This is a genomic window from Acidithiobacillus sp. IBUN Pt1247-S3, from assembly GCF_041146875.1.
GTDB lineage: Bacteria > Pseudomonadota > Gammaproteobacteria > Acidithiobacillales > Acidithiobacillaceae > Igneacidithiobacillus.
Genome location: NZ_JBFRXP010000014.1, coordinates 1 through 15,376 on the forward strand (window position 1 = coordinate 1; position 15,376 = coordinate 15,376).

The window sequence follows — 15,376 nt, forward strand, 5'->3', positions numbered from 1 at the left end:
TCGGGCAAAGCTCTTTCGTTCCATCAACAATGCCCAACACTCAGCCGCCTGACAGCCTCACTCCTGCCCCTCCTTCAGGCTCATCTCTGGATTGGAAAGAACTCACCCTCGGCAAAACCATTTTACGAGCGCTGCAACAGGGCCTCGATTGCCGGGGCAATCTTTTGCGGGGCGGTCCTGGGTGAGTACCGTCGACGCGGGATGCCATCGCGGTCAATAAGGAACTTGGTGAAGTTCCAGCTGATGCGCGGCCCGAGCCAGCCGGGCTTGGAACTTTTGAGATGCTCAAACAAGGGGTGGGCGTTAGGACCGTTCACCTCAAGCTTGGCAAAAACTGGGAAGCTGACCGCGAAACGCCCGTAACAGACGTCGCCAATGGCATCGGCGTTGCCTGGCTCCTGGTGGGCGAACTGGTTGCAGGGAAAGGCGAGAACAGAAAAACCGTGGTCGCGATACCGTTCATAGAGTGCCTGCAGACCCTGGTACTGGGGCGTGAAGCCACAGAGACTCGCGGTATTAACGATGAGCAGAACCTGCCCGGCGAAATCCTGCAGGCAGCAATCCTTACCATTGAGTAGGGGTAAACAAAAATCATAGAACTTTGTGCTTTCTGCCAATGGATTCTCCCTCTTTACCGCAGAATTACGCGGGCGAAGTGCTTCTTTCCGTATTGTAGAAGATATTCCTCATCTGCAGTTAAGAGCAGGCCGGGATCTTCCATACGTGCATCGTTCATCCGCACCGCTCCCTCACGCACCTTGCGCATACCTTCGCTACTGCTGCGTACCCATCCCAAGCTCTGCATCAGGCGCGCGATCGTGCGCGGTTCGTCCAGAGCAACTTCTTGCAGGGGCAGGTTGTCTGGACGCTCGTGCCGCTGGAATTGCGCCAGAAACCCATCGCACGCGGCGCGCCCAGCGCCCACACCGTGAAAGCGGTCGACCAGCTCCTGCGCGAGTTCGAGCTTGGCATCGCGCGGGTTACGTGCGCCAACCTCACAATCCTGTCGCCATTGTCGTTGCGTAGCCGCTGGAAGACGGGACAATAGTTCGTAGTAGCGCCACATGAGCGTGTCGGAGATCGACATGATCTTACCGAAAATCTCTGTAGATGGATCTTGTACGGCAATGTAGTTGTTCAGAGACTTCGACATTTTCTGCACGCCATCGAGTCCTTCGAGGATGGGCATGGTGAAGACGATCTGCTGTGCCTGCCCCCAGTTTTTTTGCAGTTCCCGTCCCACCAATAGATTGAATCGTTGGTCCGTGCCGCCCAGCTCTAGGTCGGCACGAATAGCCACCGAATCATAACCTTGCAGCAACGGATACAAGAATTCGTGGATGGCGATGGCCTGGCCGGCGGCATAGCGTTTGCTAAAGTCGTCTCGTTCCAGCATACGGGCAACGGTGGATTGGGCCGCCAGGTGGATCAGCTCACTCGGCTGCAACTGGTCTAGCCATTGGGAATTAAATAGGACTTGGGTACGCTCGGGATCAAGGATGTTGAAGATCTGCTCCCGGTAGGTCTGCGCGTTTGCTTGCACCGCATCCACACTGAGCGGCGGGCGGGTGCTGTTTTTGCCCGTAGGGTCGCCGATACGCGCGGTAAAATCGCCAACAAGGAAGAGCACTTCATGGCCAAGATCTTGAAACTGCCGCGCCTTGTGCAAGAGAACCGTGTGCCCGAGGTGCAGGTCCGGTGCGGTGGGATCCATTCCTAGCTTAAGCCGCAGCGGTCGTTTTTCTTCTTCTGCGCGCCGTAGTAGAGCGGCGAGTCCGCCCTCGGGCAGGATATCGGCTGCACCGAGCTGCAGTTGGTCCAGGGCTTGTGCGTGATCCATGTTGCTTTCCGTCCGACAGAATTAGAGCGCGATGGTAGCACCGCAGCGGACCTGGACGAAGTCGAGCGCGGACGCAGGGGCCGAAACGCGCAGATCGGATACCTAGGTAGACAATAATATATGAATTTTCTGGTGTTCCTGAAAGAACAGGCGTGATGCGCTGAGGCGCACAAACAAGCTCATAAATACATGTACATCACAACAATAAAAGACCATTAACAATTGATTTTGCGTCAAGTAGAGCGATTGGCACATAGATTGCTAACGAAGCGCAACTGCAAAATAGCTAGAGGGGTGATGTATGAGCAAAACGAAACCGCTACTGTTGTCCGGGATTATATCTACAGCCATTGCTGTCGGCTTCCTTTGCGGGCCGAGCGCCGAGGCAGCGAATTGGTTTGCCCTACAGGGAATATCGCCACCAACCGCGCCATTGTTCGGGGTATCAGGCTTCATCGAGCCAACGGTGTGGGCGCAGCCAGGAACTGAAGATGAAATGCTTCATGAAGTACCGCATATCAACCTGATTGGGCCTGATTTTAGTCAGGGTACTACCGCTGGGATTTTGCGGGCACGGATCATGTTTCGTGGCAACCTGAACCCCTATATTTCCTATTTTGTAGCTGGCGAATTCGGTAACAATGGTGTGACCCGCGTGCGTGGGGGCTATCAACCCGCACTGATCGATGGCCATGTGACCTTTAGCTATCTCCCGGGTGCACGTGTTGAAGTTGGGCTCGTTCGCGCACCGAGCGCCGAGGGCGCAATGCAAGGTTTCATGACGTATAACTATGTACTCAGCCCGACCGTAGTCACGCAATTAATGAATCAGCCGATGTTCGATTCGAGCTTTTCTAGCAAGGTAGCTCCAACCGGCAGTGCGTTGCTCCCTGGCACCCAGACACTGGGAGTCAATGGTTTTCGCTATCCTGGGGCCATGGTCTTCGATTGGTTCCGATCAGGCCATTGGGAATTCGCTTACGGCGCTATGTTGGGCATGTACGGCACGGTCGCGGCGGGCAATCAATCCAATGAGCCTATGGAAGCAGTGCGACTACAGGAGGCATACATCCTAGGTGGTAAAGGGCCATTCCGCAGCGACATCCAGGGCGGCATTTGGTACCAACACGCTGCACCACGTTGGGATGGCGTGAATTACGATATGAATCGCTATGGCGTCGACCTTCAATATTTGCAGGGTTACATGCATCCATGGGGCCGGCAACTCCGCTTTGAATATATTCACGGTAATGGCTGGATTGATGCGCCGGCGGCCTTTAGTAAAGCCGTTGACCTCAAACAGGCTGGTCTCTATGAAACACAGCTATACCCAGGGATCAGCAACAAGGCTTGGGGTTATATGGCGGAAGCCGGACTCTTTTTGACAAAGAATATAGAAGTCAATCTGCGCTATGACTACTACAATCGGTTACCCAACAATCCCGTACAGAACCGCATATTCAAGACCTACGCGCTAGGCGTACAGTACCACTTCACGCCGCTGACGAAAATCATGGCTGGCTACTACTTCCGCACCTTAGGTGTGCCACATCCGAATGCAACCAGCCAGAGCGTAGCAAATTCTGTCGATAATGTTTTTGCCCTCCAAGCTATGATTGCTTTCTAACGATCCAAGGAGCCTCAAAATGTCTCAATCATCGCTGTTTCGTCGTATTGTCTTCGTGCTCGCCATCCCGATACTACTCACCTTGGGAACGAGTCCGGTCTGGGCCAATGTGTCTATGCTCAACGACTTCAATTTCGCCAAGCCCACTTTCATCCATGACCATCCTTTTGCGAAATACCACGTGATACTGCAGGTCAGCCAGGATAATCCAGGACGCTGGAACCTGACGTTAAACAACACACAGAATATGCTCAATTATTTCGGCCAAGAGCAGGTGCAGATAGTGGTGGTCGCCTTTGGACCCGGCATCAAGATGTATCTACCGAAGAGTCCGGTAGCCTCGCGTATTGCCGCCATCAATGCCGAGGGTGTCGAGTTTGATGTTTGTCACAACAGCATGGAACAATTCAAGAAGAAGACTGGGCACTTGCCCCCACTCGATCCGTCGGTGGTAATTGTACCCGCGGGAATCGTGCGCATCATGCAGCTGGAGTCCCACGGATTTAACTATGTGAAACCATAATTCAAGGCTTTCTCAGCCCGCTTGAGGTGGTCGAATTCTGGCCACCTTTTTTTGTTGCGTTATGGTTTATTATCGCGGCCAATACCATATTTGAGACGGCGCGCCGGCAAATACCAGAGCAAACCATCAAGGAACATCAAGCAACCCGCACCAATGAGAACATAGTCGGTAAAACTGTAGGAACTGGCATTCAGCAGTTTATGCATGGCGATTCCCAAACCCACGAAGGAGATACCCGTGCGAATCAGCGACAATCCGGTTCTGGCGCGCGCGTAGGAGGTTCGATGACTGGAGGCAATGGTGCGCTGGGCCGCGAGCATATTGCGCTCCCGTGCCAAGTGCGTGCGCTCCTTGCTGGCTGGGACCGGGCGCAATACGGAGCAATAATCCGGTATGGCAGCAGCCAGTTTGGCGAGCGCAGAGTTATCCTTAGCTGCCATCGGCGCCTCGGGAAGATGGTAGCGCTCGGTAAACTGAATATTTTGGGTGGTAATGTCGATCAGGGCACTCTGGCAGGGCAGATCCATACGCGCTCGCCGCACCTTGAGATAGTCGAACAAGCCAATGAGCGCCAGCGCGATCCCTACCAGTAAGATAGCCAGATGCCAGGAAGACAGCACATTGTTAGAGACATGCGCCAGCACACTGGAGATAGCCACCATGGCTAAGCCCCAACGCAGGAGCTTCATTGATGTCCGCGCCCTGGCGTGTGCCGTACGATGCGCGGCCAGCTTGGTGCGCCAGTGCGCCATGGTGTTGCGCCAGTAGGCAAGTCCCGTACGTTCAATGCCGATAAGAAGCGGCGCCTCGGCGTGCAAATAATCCTGCGTATACCAGCGGATATCTTCGTGCAGGGCGACACGGAATTCATAGTCTGCCGCGGGCACGAGTCGTTGCACGTCTTCCCGCATTTTTGGGTTATCGGGGTCAATAGCCGCAACCACGACGGTGTCCTCTAGCTTTCGCACCGGAAACCAACCACTCGCGCGTAGTAGTTTACCATCGAGCCCAGCAAACAATTCCGTCGGCACCGGCAGGCGTTCGTCGTACTGGATAAAGGCACAGCCGTAATGCTGTGCCAGTGCCGCGAGCAAATCACAACGCAAGACAGCAAAGTCATGCAACAGTACCCGCTCCGTATTGATGCCACGCCACGCGGCGCTACGCTCGGCGTCGGCAAGTTCGTCGGCGTTGAGAACACCATTTTCGACCAAGGCAAAATAGGGAGACAAATTATTTCTCATGCGGGTAACGAACACGCCTCCAGCTGCTTTGTGGGACGCTGTAGTCCGCATCCGCAATTTCAAAGTCACCATCTACATAGGAAGAGCGGCGTTTGATGCGCTCGGCAGGCAGATACCAGTGCAAACCATCAGCGATCAGATAGAGTCCGATGACAACGAGGGCGATATCGAAGACCGTCCACAAAGTGTCGACATGACCGGTGAAATGAAAATAAATGAAGAGTCCGGCACCAACCGTCATGACACTGAAACCAGTACGAATGAATGCCATACCGGTGCGCGCCCGGGCCATAATCGTGCGCAAACGCGACATAGTATTGCGCTTGTCCGCCAGGGTGGTGCGCTCCAGGGCCAAGCCGGTAGTGGCAAAGACACCCGGCTGCGCCGCTGGCGAATTTGCTTCGACAACAGGGTCAATCCCTTGGCTATACAAACAGAGGGAAGGGAAAATGGTATCCCAGGGGCCAGCGACATCGCGCTTTTCCGCGACCGCTGCCAACGCTTTATTGGCGGCATGGCGGCCTGGACCATACCAAAGAAAGCCCTCGATCAACATGAACACGCCGATCACGATGAGGCTCCAGTCGAAAATTGACCATGGGCCAGGATGGAATTTGCGGATGAAGCCGATACCCACACCAGCGAAGGCGACACCCGTGCGCGCAAAGGCGAGTCCGGTCCGCGCCTTTGCCATCATCACCCGCAGATAGGCCAATATGGTGCGCTCTTCGGCTAGGTTGGTACGGTCATTGGCGAGGAAGCGACGCCGCTCCACGGGCGACAGGGCATCCCAGTTTTTCCGCAAGAGCCCGCTTCCGGGGACAATCGGGCAACGCACAAAATCCATGGCACCGCCCGGATCAACGACATCAATGGCGGTATATTCTTCCGGCACCTGGTAAGGTGGGTAAGGCTTGATTCTGTGCGACTCCTGCCGCGCGGGAAAATACCAGACGAGTCCATCCACAATCGCGAGGATACCGAATACGAGCAGCGGGATTTCAAAAACCAGCAAATCACCGGCACCAAACAGACGCAAAAACGCTACGGCAATGGTAATAAAGGTGAGACCCGTGCGCACCAATGCCAATCCTGTGCGACTGCGGGCGAACTGGGTTCGCTGGGCGGCGTAGCGCGTGCGCAAACCAGCAAGGTAAGTACGCACCTTGGCCAGAGGCGTGCGGCCACCGTAGACAGGAAAATGTTCATTCAGATCGGCGCTGTTTTCGATCAGACGAACCAGGTCCGGCTGCGTGGCAACACGAAAGCGAAGATTGGTGACCCCCAGGCTCGTGCGGACGTGCTCGGCAAGTGCCGCATCGTTTGGGTCACAGACGATGACCTCGGCGCTGTCGGCATCCCATACGATGGGCAACCACAACTCTGTGCGCAGAGTGTCTACATTCAGTCGGCGCAGGATCGCTGCGGAAGCGGTTAGCGATTCATCATACTCGACGGTAGGCCAGTCGTATCGTGCAGACAACTCCTGTAGTCGCAGGTCTTTTTCTCGTACTTGTGCGTTAATCGTCTTACCTCAAATCATCAATCGGCACGCATGTGCGGCATGCGGCATATGGTCTATTGTAAACAAACGAATGGCTTTCCTACCAACAATGCCGCCTAATAAGCGAGTTAGATTCGCTTATGAGATGACCGAGGAGTGCAGCCCGGGAAAGAGCGTCGACAGACCATTAGCCAAGAACGTAACGGCAATAGCGGCCAGAATTAGCCCGAAAATGCGGGTGGAGATGTTGATGCCGGTCACCCCCATTCTCCTGGTGAGCGGTTCGGCCAGGCGCAGGGCACCATAGGCAACCAGGCTGATAATCAGGATATCGACGACTAACAAACCACTCGCCAGCCACGAGCTACTGCGATGGTGGGCGATGATTACCGTGACCATGGTCCCAGGCCCAGCAAGTAGGGGAATCGCTAGCGGGACTACCGCCACTGCTTCTTTCTGCATGCCCTCTGCCGCCTCTTCCGGGGTGTGCTTGTAGCGACCGCCAGACTTGGCTTGGAGCATATTGAAGGCGAGCAACATCAAAACCATGCCACCAGCTACCTGAAAGGCAGCGATACTAATCCCAAAAAAACGCAGGATATATTCGCCCAGAAAGGCTGATATGAGCAGCACTACTGCCACTGCTCGCGCGGCGATCTTGGCCGTTTGCAGGCGCTGCGCCGGGCTTTCGTCATTGGTGAGGGCGATGAAAATGGGCACCGCGCCAATGGGATTCAGAATCGCCAACAACGCAATGAGTGTGCGCAACGCGCCATGGATATCAGCGCCAAGCAAGCCCGTGTACCTCGAAAAGTGATGGTGCAGCGGCGAAATGTTACTCCCTTGCATTGGCAAGCGCGAGCACATATCTATAATACTATGCTGATTGGTACAGGACAGGAGTGGTAGCGATGCCGACTTATGAATACATATGTAAAGACTGCGGGCATCAGCTCAGTGCTGAGCAAAAGATGTCTGACGCGCGCTTAGTGAATTGCCCAGCCTGCGGCAAACCCGGCCTGGAGCGGCAGTTAAGCGCGGGCGGTTTTGCCTTGAAGGGTAGCGGCTGGTACGAAACGGATTTCAAGGGTTCTAGCAAGGCGACGAAAAGTGACGAGGGTAGCACGAGCGCGGCGCCTCCTTGCGCTGGCGGTGCTTGCGCCTGTCATTGACGTAGCGCGCGTGTCGCGACACCATTAGCGGGCCCTGCGGGGCCCTTGTTTCTTAGTCAGGACATCCCTATGCGCAGTCACTATTGTTACCAGGTTACAGAAAAACAAATCGACGAAACCGTCACGCTTTGCGCCTGGGTGCAACGGCGGCGCGATCATGGTGGGGTGATCTTTCTCGATTTGCGCGATCGCGGCGGCTTGGTGCAGGTAGTGGTCGACCCCGATCGCCCGGAAGCCTTTGCCACGGCCGAGGACTGTCGATCGGAGTTTGTGCTGCGTGTAGAGGGCCAAGTGCGAGCGCGTCCCGCCGGAACAGAGAACGCCAACTTGAGCAGTGGCAAAGTAGAAATTCTGGCACACAAGATTGAAATTTTGAGCCGCGCCGATGCCCTGCCGTTTCCCTTGGATGAAGAAGGGATCAGCGAAAACCTGCGCTTGCAGTATCGCTATCTTGATCTGCGTCGCCCGCAGATGCAGCAGAATCTGCGCCTGCGCCATCAGGTTACTCGCTATGTGCGCAATTATCTCGATGAGGCAGGCTGTATCGATATCGAAACTCCGGTGCTGACGCGCTCCACGCCCGAAGGCGCGCGTGACTACCTGGTGCCCTCCCGCACCCAGCCAGGGCAGTTTTTTGCCCTGCCGCAGAGCCCGCAATTGTTCAAACAACTACTCATGGTGGCGGGCTTTGATCGCTACTACCAGATTACCAAGTGTTTTCGCGATGAGGATCTGCGCGCCGATCGGCAGCCGGAATTTACCCAGATCGATATTGAGATGTCCTTCGTCGAAGAGAAGGACGTCATGGCCTTGGCCGAACCGATGATTCGTGGCCTATTCCGTAGCGTGCTGCAGGTGGAGTTGCCAGAGCCCTTCCCGCGTATGCCCTATGCCGAGGCCATGCAGCGTTTTGGCGTGGATCGCCCGGATCTGCGCAATCCGCTGGAATTGACGGAACTGACCGACCTAATGCGCGGCGTCGAATTCAAGGTCTTCCGTGCGGCGGCAGATGCGCCGCGTGGTCGCGTTGCCTGCCTGCGCGTACCGGGCGGTGCCAGCCTCAGCCGCGCGCAAATTGATGGCTATACCGAGTTTGTCGCCATATACGGCGCCAAGGGGCTGGCCTGGATCAAGGTCAACAACCTGGCGGCAGGAGCGGCGGGCCTGCAGTCGCCCATCGTCAAGTTCTTGCCCGAAGATGTGCTACAGGAGATCCTGCAGCGCAGCGGCGCCAGCGACGGCGACATACTGTTCTTTGGTGCCGACCGCGCCAAGATTGTCAACGAGGCCTTGGGGAACTTGCGCAACCGCGTCGGCGCTGATCTTGGACTCTTACAGGGCGAGTGGAAGCCCGTGTGGATTACCGACTTCCCCATGTTTGAGTTTGACGAGAAAGAAGAGCGCTGGAGTTCCACGCACCACCCCTTTACCGCGCCGCAATCCACGGATCTGGCGGCGCTGCGCACGGACCCCGAACATGCCTTGGCGCGCGCCTACGATCTGGTACTGAATGGCAATGAGATTGGTGGGGGGAGTATTCGTATTCACCGTCAGGATGTACAAAAGGAGGTCTTCGCGGCGCTTGGTATTGGTCCCGAGGAAGCCCAAGACAAATTCGCCTTTTTGCTGGATGCGCTGCGCTTTGGCGCCCCGCCCCATGGGGGCTTAGCCTTTGGTCTCGACCGCTTGGTGATGTTGATGAGTGGCAGCGACACGATTCGCGACGTCATCGCCTTCCCGAAGACGCAGAAGGCAGGCTGTTTGCTTACCGCCGCACCGAGCCCCGTGGCCGAGCGTCAGTTGCAGGAGCTCGGTATCCGGCTGCGTCCGGGAGTGGGAGATGGCGTACAAAATCCCTAAATCCATCCTCGTTCTGGTGCATACGGCGACCCAGGTATTGCTGCTGGAGCGGGTGCGACCGCAGGGTTTTTGGCAGTCGGTTACCGGTAGCCTCGAGCCGGGCGAGGACTGGCGGATGGCGGCAGAACGGGAGCTAGCGGAAGAAACCGGCTTTGCTGCCATGAACTTGATCGACACCGGGGTGCGTAATCGCTTTCCCATTGTGCCGCCTTGGTCGGAGCGCTATGCACCGGAGGTGAAAGAGAACGAAGAGCGAATCTTCACGTTGTGCCTGGCACAGGCGGAAACCCCACAGCTGCGGGCCAGCGAGCATTGCGCCTTTGCCTGGCTGGCGCCAGCCGAGGCGTCCGCCCGCTGTGGTTCGTGGACCAACCGCAACGCTATCATTCGCTTGTTTGGTACGCTTGACGACGGGCAGCTAGCCTCTTAGCTTGAAGATATTGGGGCAAACTCGACGATGCGAGGGTTGCAATGAGTGTTGACACGGTTCAATTTCGCGGGCGCAACGAGGCAGCAGAACTGGATACGCGGATTCGCGTGGCCAAGGCGGCGCTGGGTAAGCGTGCTGTCATCCTCGGACACCATTACCAGCGCGAGGAGGTCTATCGCCATGCTGATTTTCATGGCGATTCCCTCCAGCTGTCGCGCGTGGCGGCCGAGCTGGATGCCGAATATATCGTTTTTTGTGGCGTTCACTTTATGGCCGAAGTGGCGGATATCCTCAGCCGCCCCGAGCAAAAGAGCATCCTGCCCGACCTGCAGGCGGGTTGTGCCATGGCCGACATGGCAAGTATCGAGCAGGTGGAACGCGCCTGGGAGGAACTGCGCGGGGTGCTTGATCCCGATACCGAGATCACTCCCGTCACCTACGTAAATTCCAGCGCCGAAATCAAGGCCTTCTGTGGGCGTCATGGTGGCACCGTCTGCACCTCCTCCAGTGCCCGCAAGATTCTCGATTGGGGCTTTCAGCAGCGCCCCAAGGCCTTTTTCTTTCCCGATCAGCACCTGGGGCGCTGGAGTGGACATCAACTGGGGATTCCCCTGCGCGAGATGCCTGTTTGGGACCCCGAGCTGCCCCTTGGTGGGCTTGATCCTGAGGAAATCCGCCGGGCGAAGATTTTGCTCTGGAAAGGACACTGTTCGGTACATCAGATGTTTCAGCCGATTCATATCGAACGCTGGCGTGCCGCGCATCCGCAGGGCAAGGTCATCGCTCACCCCGAAGCGGCATTTGAGGTCTGCAGCATGGCCGATGCGGTCGGGTCGACTGATTTTATTTTGAAAACCGTGAAGGCAGCGGAGCCCGGCAGTGAGTGGCTGGTAGGTACAGAGATCAATCTGGTTACCCGCTTGGCCGACGAGGTGCGCCACGAGGGGAAGACAGTGGAATTCATGTCGCCGATGGTCTGCATGTGCTCGACCATGTTCCGTATTGATCCCGAGCAGCTAGCAGTGACCCTTGAAGAGCTGGTTGCGGGACGCGAGCGCAACGTCATTCGCGTGCCTGAGCAGATCGCCGTCGAGGCGCGCGTGGCGTTACAGCGCATGCTGGAGCAATCCTGAGCGGTATCCTGCACGGCGCTGCCGCCGATCCGGGTGGTAACTGGACCTTTTCGCAACGTGCCCTGCACCGGGGAATCATCTGTTACGTGCAGCAATACCAAGGGGGGCGATGGGACGCGAGCACGGTACCCAGCAGTGGCCCCGCCATTATCGCCTGCAATCATCTTTCCGTACTCGACCCTCTGCTTCTGGTGGCCAGCAATCAGCGGCTAATTTCTTTTCTGATAGCGCAAGAGTATTACGATCTGCGCTGGCTACGCCCATGGCTGGAGCGCAGTGCTTGCATCCCGGTGCGCCGCGATGGCCGCGACCTACGTGGTCTGCTGCAGGCGCGCCGGCTGCTGCAGGCCGGGCGGGTGCTGGGCATCTTTCCCGAAGGCGGCATCGCCCGCGAAGGGATGCAAAAAGGTCTCGCTTGGCTGGTGCGCGAGAGTGCGGCACCAGTCGTTCCTGCCCGCGTCTTGGCCGTGCGTCAATACCCCTCCGACTGGCAAACCTGGCTCCGGCGCCAGCATCCCGTGCTGCGCTATGGGGTACCCCTGCACTTTCATCCAGATGCCGACGCCGCCGAGATCCTCGGCGCGACGCGCAGCGCCATCGCCACCTTGGCATGACGCTTGCGTAGCGTTTGCGTTATCATGCGCGAACTTTCATCAGAATGAGTTGCTTAGGGTTTCAAGGAGCGGTATATGTCCGGTCATAGCAAGTGGTCCACCATCAAATTCAAGAAGGCACTCAAAGACGCCAAACGTGGCAAGATCTTTACGCGCCTGATCCGCGAAATTACCGTGGCGGCACGCGCCGGTGGTGGAGACCCGAACAGCAACTCGCGTTTGCGTCTGGCGCTCGACAAGGCCTACGCCGCGAACATGACCAAAGACACCGTGGAGCGTGCAGTCAAGCGCGGCACCGGCGAGTTGGAAGGGGTGGACTACGAGGAAGTGACCTATGAGGGCTACGGCCCCGGCGGAGTCGCCATTTTGGTCGAGACCATGACCGACAACAAGGTGCGCACGGTGGCCGAGATTCGCCACATCTTTTCCAAGCGTGGCGGCAACATGGGTACCGCCGGCTCGGTAGCTTATCAATTCAAAAAACTGGGTTTGATCACCTTCCCCGGAGATGCCAACGAGGAGCGCATTCTCGAGGCAGCCCTGGAGGCGGGAGCGGAAGACGTAACCAACGAAGGCGAACGCATTGCCGTCTATACGGCAGCCACCGATCTGCACGGGGTGACGCAAGCGTTGGAAGCCGCAGGTCTGAAACCAGAGGATAGCGAGATCACCATGATCCCCGAAAACACCATCGAGGTCAGTGGCGAGGAGGCAGAAAAACTCCTGCGTCTGATCGAGTTTCTGGAAGAAAACGACGATGTGCAGAACGTCTACGCCAACTATGAGTTGAGCGACGAAGAGATGGCACGCCTGGAGGCGGCAGAATCCTGAGCCCCGGCAAGCAACGGATCGGACCCCAACGGACATGCGACGCATCATCGGGATTGACCCCGGCTCCCTGCGCACCGGCTATGGCATCATCGAAGCCGATATCAATGGACGGCTGCGCCATATCACCCACGGCTGCATCAACGTCTCGGGACATCCTTTCCTCGAACGCATTGCCGCCATCCACCGAGGCTTGAGCCAAGTGCTGCAGGATTTTGCGCCGCAGTCGGCCGCCATCGAGCAGGTCTTTATGGCACGCAATGCGGACTCTGCTCTGAAACTGGGACAGGCGCGCGGCGCGGCGCTGGTTGCCCTTTTGGAACGAAATCTGCCCGTCTCTGAATACACTGCCCTGCAGATCAAAAAGGCCAGCGTTGGGGCCGGTCATGCCGACAAGGCGCAAGTGGAGCATATGGTGCGCCGTCTCCTTGGCATTCACGATAGCGTGCAGGCCGACGCCGCCGATGCCCTGGCCTGTGCCATTTGCCACGCCCACAGCGAGGGAACGCAAGCTTTCTGGCGGGCACGGGAGATCGTCGGGCGATGATCACCAGTCTGCAAGGCAAAATCCTGCAACGCCGTCCGCCTTGGTTGTGGCTTGACGTCTCTGGCGTGGGCTACGAGATCGAGATGCCTCTGTCGAGCTTCTACCGGCTACCGGCAGAGGGCAGCCCGTTGCAGATCTTCACCCATTTTGTCGTACGCGAAGATGCGCAGTTGCTTTATGGTTTTTTGACCCTCGACGAGCGCGAACTCTTTCGTCTCCTGATCAAGGTGAATGGGATCGGTGGCAAGGTCGCTCTGGCCTGTCTCGCCGGGCTTGAGGTCGGACAATTACGCGAGGCGCTGCTCCTTGGGGACAAAAGACGCCTCACTGCCATCCCCGGCATCGGTGCCAAGACTGCCGAGCGCATGATTGTAGAATTACAGGACAAGATTGAAGGTGCCGGAACCGCTTTCCGTCCAGGCACTGCGGTCAACGACCCGAAACAGGAGGCAATTGCAGCCCTTCAGAGCCTCGGCTATAAGCTTGTCGAAGCGCAGCGGGCCGTGGATGGCTTGCCTGGAGAGCTAGCGGTCGAAGAACTGATTCGTCAATCTTTACAAATTCTTGCACGCCGCTAGCGGGAACTTTGCGAAAAATGGGCACTCCCAGCGCCATGAACCGAGACAATCTGACTGCCGCCGAGCAAGTGGGCGACAAGATCGACCATGCGCTGCGCCCGCGCCTGCTGCAGGAATATCTGGGACAGGAACGTTTGCGGGAGTCTTTGTCGCTCTTCATCGACGCGGCGCGGCAGCGGCAAGAGGCGCTGGATCACGTCCTACTCTTTGGCCCCCCCGGACTTGGTAAGACGACGCTGGCGCACATCATCGCCCAGGAGATGGGCGCGGGGCTGAAGGTTACCTCCGGTCCCATTCTCGACAAGGCTGGCGATCTTGCTGCCATCCTCACCAATTTGCAGCCCCATGATGTTCTCTTCGTTGACGAGATCCATCGCCTGAGCCCCGTAGTAGAGGAAATCCTCTATCCTGCGCTAGAAGACTTCGAGCTCGACATCCTGATCGGTGAAGGGCCGGCAGCACGCTCCATCAAGATCGGCTTGCCGCCGTTTACGCTGATTGGCGCCACCACCCGCGCCGGGCTTCTGTCTTCACCCCTGCGAGATCGCTTCGGTATCAGTTTTCACCTGGAGTTTTATAGTGTGGAGGAACTGAGCCGCATCGTCGCACGCTCGGCGGGGATTCTGCAGGTTCCTGCGGCGGTCGAGGGAGTGCGGGAGATTGCGGCGCGGGCGCGCGGCACCCCACGCATCGCCAATCGTTTGTTGCGCCGGGTACGCGACTATGCCCAAGTGCGTGGCAATGGCAGCATCGAGCATGCCACAGCGCGTGCCGCACTGGAGCTGATGGAAGTGGACGAACACGGTTTTGATTCCCAGGATCGTCGCCTGCTCGGCATCATCATCGAACGCTTTGGCGGCGGGCCAGTGGGGGTAGAAAGCCTGGCTGCAGCCTTGGGCGAGGACCGGGGCACCATCGAGGACGTACTTGAGCCTTTTCTCATTCAGTCGGGCTACCTCATCCGCACGCCCCGCGGCCGCTGCGCTACAGCCCAGAGTTACCTCGCTTTGGGGCTGCCACGACCGGAATCCGGGCAGTCGGGGGGCCTCTTCGATGGCACCTGATAATATGCCACAAGGCCAGTTCGCCGTGCGGGTATATTATGAAGATACGGATCACGGCGGGGTGGTGTATCATGCGAATTATTTGCGCTTTATGGAGCGCGCCCGCACGGAAATGTTACGCGAGAGAGGCTTGGAGCTGGATCGACTGGAGCGAGAGGATGGTGTGGTTTTTGCGGTACGCCGCGCCAGCCTCGACTTCCGCGCCCCCGCCCGTTTCAATCAATTGCTGCAAATCGAGACCCAAATCAGCGAAGTCCGTCCCTTGCGCATGCGCTTTGTGCAGCGCGTCGCACATGCAGACCGGTTGCTTTGCCGCGGCGAGATCGAAGTAGCTTGCCTCTCGGCAGCCGATTTTCGCCCCACGCCCATACCTGGGCATGTTCTTCATGCCTTTTTCCCCGACCATCCCTGA

At 57.5% G+C, this 15,376-nt stretch carries 17 protein-coding genes; 12 read left to right on the forward strand and 5 right to left on the reverse strand.

Translation table 11 applies throughout. The annotated features are described in order from the left end of the window. Positions 1-122: 122 nt before the first annotated feature. Complete coding sequence (locus tag AB4090_RS10350) at positions 123-617, reverse strand: glutathione peroxidase (RefSeq protein WP_369573800.1); 495 nt, start codon at positions 615-617, stop codon at positions 123-125. Between the two features lie 14 nt (positions 618-631). Then, positions 632-1,840, reverse strand: a complete 1,209-nt coding sequence (gene tyrS / locus AB4090_RS10355; RefSeq protein WP_369573801.1) for a tyrosine--tRNA ligase — start codon at positions 1,838-1,840, stop codon at positions 632-634. A 301-nt stretch (positions 1,841-2,141) separates the two neighbouring features. On the opposite strand from tyrS, the gene AB4090_RS10360 reads away from it, so the two are divergent. Beyond that, positions 2,142-3,467, forward strand: coding sequence for a porin (locus tag AB4090_RS10360; RefSeq protein ID WP_369573802.1), 1,326 nt, complete (start codon positions 2,142-2,144; stop codon positions 3,465-3,467). Positions 3,468-3,486: 19 nt separating this feature from the next. Beyond that, positions 3,487-3,990, forward strand: coding sequence for a hypothetical protein (locus tag AB4090_RS10365; protein WP_369573803.1), 504 nt, complete (start codon positions 3,487-3,489; stop codon positions 3,988-3,990). A 59-nt stretch (positions 3,991-4,049) separates the two neighbouring features. Here the strand turns inward: AB4090_RS10365 and AB4090_RS10370 are convergent, their stop codons facing one another. The 3 genes from AB4090_RS10370 to AB4090_RS10380 all read right to left on the reverse strand — a co-directional run bounded on the left by AB4090_RS10370 (position 4,050) and on the right by AB4090_RS10380 (position 7,587). After that, entirely contained in the window at positions 4,050-5,234 is a 1,185-nt protein-coding gene (locus tag AB4090_RS10370; RefSeq protein ID WP_369573804.1) for a type II secretion protein, read from the reverse strand. Further along, positions 5,224-6,717, reverse strand: a complete 1,494-nt coding sequence (locus AB4090_RS10375; protein WP_369573805.1) for a DUF202 domain-containing protein — start codon at positions 6,715-6,717, stop codon at positions 5,224-5,226. Before AB4090_RS10375 ends, AB4090_RS10370 begins: the two co-directional genes overlap by 11 nt. A gap of 159 nt (positions 6,718-6,876) precedes the next feature. Further along, the gene (locus AB4090_RS10380; protein ID WP_369573806.1) at positions 6,877-7,587 is read right to left on the reverse strand and encodes a MarC family protein; all 711 of its coding nucleotides are present in this window, start codon (positions 7,585-7,587) and stop codon (positions 6,877-6,879) included. A 62-nt stretch (positions 7,588-7,649) separates the two neighbouring features. On the opposite strand from AB4090_RS10380, the gene AB4090_RS10385 reads away from it, so the two are divergent. From AB4090_RS10385 to ybgC, 10 genes are all read left to right on the forward strand, one after another. Next, complete coding sequence (locus AB4090_RS10385; protein WP_369573807.1) at positions 7,650-7,910, forward strand: FmdB family zinc ribbon protein; 261 nt, start codon at positions 7,650-7,652, stop codon at positions 7,908-7,910. 69 nt (positions 7,911-7,979) lie between these two features. Continuing rightward, positions 7,980-9,770 carry an aspartate--tRNA ligase gene (gene aspS, locus AB4090_RS10390; protein ID WP_369573808.1) on the forward strand — a complete coding sequence of 597 codons (1,791 nt, stop codon included), beginning with the start codon at positions 7,980-7,982 and terminating at the stop codon, positions 9,768-9,770. Further along, positions 9,751-10,200, forward strand: coding sequence for a dihydroneopterin triphosphate diphosphatase (nudB, locus tag AB4090_RS10395; protein ID WP_369573809.1), 450 nt, complete (start codon positions 9,751-9,753; stop codon positions 10,198-10,200). The genes aspS and nudB overlap by 20 nt, the downstream gene beginning before the upstream one ends. A gap of 41 nt (positions 10,201-10,241) precedes the next feature. After that, on the forward strand, positions 10,242-11,333 hold the full coding sequence (gene nadA, locus AB4090_RS10400) for a quinolinate synthase NadA (RefSeq protein ID WP_369573810.1): 1,092 nt from the start codon (positions 10,242-10,244) through the stop codon (positions 11,331-11,333). 86 nt (positions 11,334-11,419) lie between these two features. Further along, entirely contained in the window at positions 11,420-11,947 is a 528-nt protein-coding gene (locus AB4090_RS10405; RefSeq protein WP_369573811.1) for a lysophospholipid acyltransferase family protein, read from the forward strand. 75 nt (positions 11,948-12,022) lie between these two features. Next, positions 12,023-12,778 carry a YebC/PmpR family DNA-binding transcriptional regulator gene (locus tag AB4090_RS10410; protein ID WP_369573812.1) on the forward strand — a complete coding sequence of 252 codons (756 nt, stop codon included), beginning with the start codon at positions 12,023-12,025 and terminating at the stop codon, positions 12,776-12,778. A gap of 34 nt (positions 12,779-12,812) precedes the next feature. Then, complete coding sequence (gene ruvC / locus AB4090_RS10415; RefSeq protein WP_369573813.1) at positions 12,813-13,322, forward strand: crossover junction endodeoxyribonuclease RuvC; 510 nt, start codon at positions 12,813-12,815, stop codon at positions 13,320-13,322. Beyond that, positions 13,319-13,900: a Holliday junction branch migration protein RuvA gene (ruvA, locus tag AB4090_RS10420; protein WP_369573814.1), complete on the forward strand. Its 582-nt coding sequence runs from the start codon at positions 13,319-13,321 to the stop codon at positions 13,898-13,900. The genes ruvC and ruvA overlap by 4 nt, the downstream gene beginning before the upstream one ends. Before the next feature lie 35 nt (positions 13,901-13,935). Continuing rightward, positions 13,936-14,964, forward strand: coding sequence for a Holliday junction branch migration DNA helicase RuvB (gene ruvB, locus AB4090_RS10425; protein WP_369573815.1), 1,029 nt, complete (start codon positions 13,936-13,938; stop codon positions 14,962-14,964). Beyond that, entirely contained in the window at positions 14,954-15,376 is a 423-nt protein-coding gene (gene ybgC, locus AB4090_RS10430; protein WP_369573816.1) for a tol-pal system-associated acyl-CoA thioesterase, read from the forward strand. Before ruvB ends, ybgC begins: the two co-directional genes overlap by 11 nt.

Excerpts from the sequence above, each read along its gene's own strand:
- nudB (WP_369573809.1), top strand. The coding sequence starts at position 9,751 with ATGGCGTACAAAATCCCTAAATCCATCCTCGTTCTGGTGCATACGGCG.
- AB4090_RS10410 (WP_369573812.1), top strand. The coding sequence starts at position 12,023 with ATGTCCGGTCATAGCAAGTGGTCCACCATCAAATTCAAGAAGGCACTC.
- AB4090_RS10385 (WP_369573807.1), top strand. The coding sequence starts at position 7,650 with ATGCCGACTTATGAATACATATGTAAAGACTGCGGGCATCAGCTCAGT.
- nadA (WP_369573810.1), top strand. The coding sequence starts at position 10,242 with ATGAGTGTTGACACGGTTCAATTTCGCGGGCGCAACGAGGCAGCAGAA.
- aspS (WP_369573808.1), top strand. The coding sequence starts at position 7,980 with ATGCGCAGTCACTATTGTTACCAGGTTACAGAAAAACAAATCGACGAA.
- ybgC (WP_369573816.1), top strand. The coding sequence starts at position 14,954 with ATGGCACCTGATAATATGCCACAAGGCCAGTTCGCCGTGCGGGTATAT.
- ruvA (WP_369573814.1), top strand. The coding sequence starts at position 13,319 with ATGATCACCAGTCTGCAAGGCAAAATCCTGCAACGCCGTCCGCCTTGG.
- AB4090_RS10380 (WP_369573806.1), bottom strand. The coding sequence starts at position 7,587 with ATGCAAGGGAGTAACATTTCGCCGCTGCACCATCACTTTTCGAGGTAC.
- AB4090_RS10370 (WP_369573804.1), bottom strand. The coding sequence starts at position 5,234 with ATGAGAAATAATTTGTCTCCCTATTTTGCCTTGGTCGAAAATGGTGTT.
- ruvB (WP_369573815.1), top strand. The coding sequence starts at position 13,936 with ATGAACCGAGACAATCTGACTGCCGCCGAGCAAGTGGGCGACAAGATC.
- AB4090_RS10365 (WP_369573803.1), top strand. The coding sequence starts at position 3,487 with ATGTCTCAATCATCGCTGTTTCGTCGTATTGTCTTCGTGCTCGCCATC.
- AB4090_RS10360 (WP_369573802.1), top strand. The coding sequence starts at position 2,142 with ATGAGCAAAACGAAACCGCTACTGTTGTCCGGGATTATATCTACAGCC.
- ruvC (WP_369573813.1), top strand. The coding sequence starts at position 12,813 with ATGCGACGCATCATCGGGATTGACCCCGGCTCCCTGCGCACCGGCTAT.
- tyrS (WP_369573801.1), bottom strand. The coding sequence starts at position 1,840 with ATGGATCACGCACAAGCCCTGGACCAACTGCAGCTCGGTGCAGCCGAT.